This window comes from Methanobrevibacter sp. (assembly GCF_045541095.1).
GTDB lineage: Archaea > Methanobacteriota > Methanobacteria > Methanobacteriales > Methanobacteriaceae > Methanocatella.
Window position 1 is genome coordinate 1 of sequence record NZ_JAZQIJ010000075.1, and the last position, 1,953, is coordinate 1,953.

At 37.2% G+C, this 1,953-nt stretch carries 2 protein-coding genes; one reads left to right on the top strand and one right to left on the bottom strand.

The features are described 5' to 3' along the window. Nucleotides 1-460: DUF3472 domain-containing protein (locus tag ACKI2P_RS03370; RefSeq protein WP_407375006.1), on the bottom strand; the 460-nt coding region annotated here is incomplete at its 3' end. A gap of 223 nt (nt 461-683) precedes the next feature. On the opposite strand from ACKI2P_RS03370, the gene ACKI2P_RS03375 reads away from it, so the two are divergent. Beyond that, on the top strand, nt 684-1,868 hold the full coding sequence (locus tag ACKI2P_RS03375) for a coenzyme F420-0:L-glutamate ligase (RefSeq protein WP_407375008.1): 1,185 nt from the start codon (nt 684-686) through the stop codon (nt 1,866-1,868). Nucleotides 1,869-1,953: the final 85 nt, after the last annotated feature.

Consider the following 1,953-nt stretch of genomic DNA (forward strand, 5'->3'; position numbering starts at 1 on the left):
CATCCTTAAAAGCAAAACATGGCCCGAATAGAGCTGTACGCTCGAATTGAGTAGACTTGTAATTACGGAGGAAATCTTCAATAAAGCCGACAGCGAAAGATAATTCTTTTTGCGATGAGTGGGTTCGCCATTTAGAGATAAGTTCAAAAGACTTTGTATGATTGTTATAGAAATATCCGGCGATTGTTTTGAAATTACCTTTCTTTTTTAGGCATACAAAAAACTGCATTTTTTCACCTAATTTCCAATCATAGTCGATAAAACTTTGACCACCTGTACCTTCACCACCGAAGCGACCTGCTCTAGTGTTTTTACCGAGCTCAACAAGTTGAGTTCTTTCGTTTTCCGGCACATCATGGGGATTATCACCATGAGGAATGGGATCCCAAATGGAAAAGATAATAACCTTTTTGCCATTGGCTAATTCTTGAAATCCGATGTAGCCATCATCGAAATTCATTGCACAAAATTCAATTTACATAGAAGCACTATAAAAATTTAAAAATGTAGGCTGCAGCATATATACGGAATCTCCTAAAAATACAACCATTCCAACAAACCACCCCCCCCCCAATCAGATTTGCGACAACATTCAAAAAAAATCAGATGAAACTTAACATATAAATAATTTAAGCAATATAAATCATATGGGTTATGAAAATCCGACTTATAGGAGTTAAAAAATGAGAAGTGTTGGTACTGTTGTACGTGGTATAAGAACACCAATTATTAAGAGAAACGATGATTTAGCCACCATAGTTGTAGATTCATTGATGAATGCAAAAGAAAGTGAAGGATTCGAATTTAAAGACAAAGACATTGTTGCAATAACAGAAGCGGTCGTTGGAATTTCAGAAGGAAATTACGTAAGTGTAGATGACATTGCAGAGGATTTGCAGAAAAAATTCCCATCCAAAAAAATCGGGGTTACAAACCCTATCCTAAGCAGAAACAGATTTTCAATTGTTCTTAAAGGTATTGCAAGAGGAATGGACAAAATCACTCTTTTAACATCATTCCCTGCTGATGAAGTTGGAAACGGAATTTTGGATGAAGAAACATTAGAAAAAAGCGAATACCATCTTGGAAGCGTAATTTCAGAAGACGAATACAACGAAACCTTCGGATCATGGATTCATCCATTCACCGGAATTAACATGATTGACTTTTACCGTGAACTTATCCAAAGTGAAGACTGTGAAGTAGAATTCGTATTTTCAAATGACGTGAAAACAATCCTCGACTATACAAACGACGTTTTAAGCTGTGACATTCACACAAGAGAAAAAACTACAAAACTGCTCAAGTCAATGGGCGCTAACGTTTACGGAATGCACCAAGTAATGACCGAACCTATTAACGATTCAGGCTGCAACCCTGACTATGGACTTTTAGGATCCAATAAAGCTACCGAAGAGACCTTGAAACTCTTCCCTAAAACAGGAGATGCAGTAGTCCATGAAGTCCAAAAAAGACTTATTGACCTTACAGGCAAACAAATTGAAGTAATGGTTTACGGTGACGGCGCATTCAAAGATCCTGTTGGAAAAATCTGGGAACTTGCTGATCCGGTAGTGTCACCTGCACACACCGAAGGTCTAATCGGAACACCAAACGAAATCAAACTTAAATACGTATCCGACAACAAATTCGCAGACCTTAAAGGCGACGAGCTTAAAGAAGCTATAAAAGAAGAAATCAAACATAAAGACAAAGACCTGACCGGACAGATGATTACCGAAGGAACCACACCTAGAAGACTCACAGACCTTATCGGTTCACTGTGTGACCTGACAAGCGGTTCCGGTGATAAAGGAACACCAGTCGTGTTCATCCAAGGATACTTCGATAATTTAGCAGATGACTAAATTATCACTCTTTTTATTTTTTTATATTAATTGAAAATCACTCTTTTTTTGAAATATCATTAAGTTCAACCAAAACAATTTTATC

Coding starts and splice junctions, on each gene's coding strand:
- ACKI2P_RS03375 (WP_407375008.1), top strand. CDS start 684: ATGAGAAGTGTTGGTACTGTTGTACGTGGTATAAGAACACCAATTATT.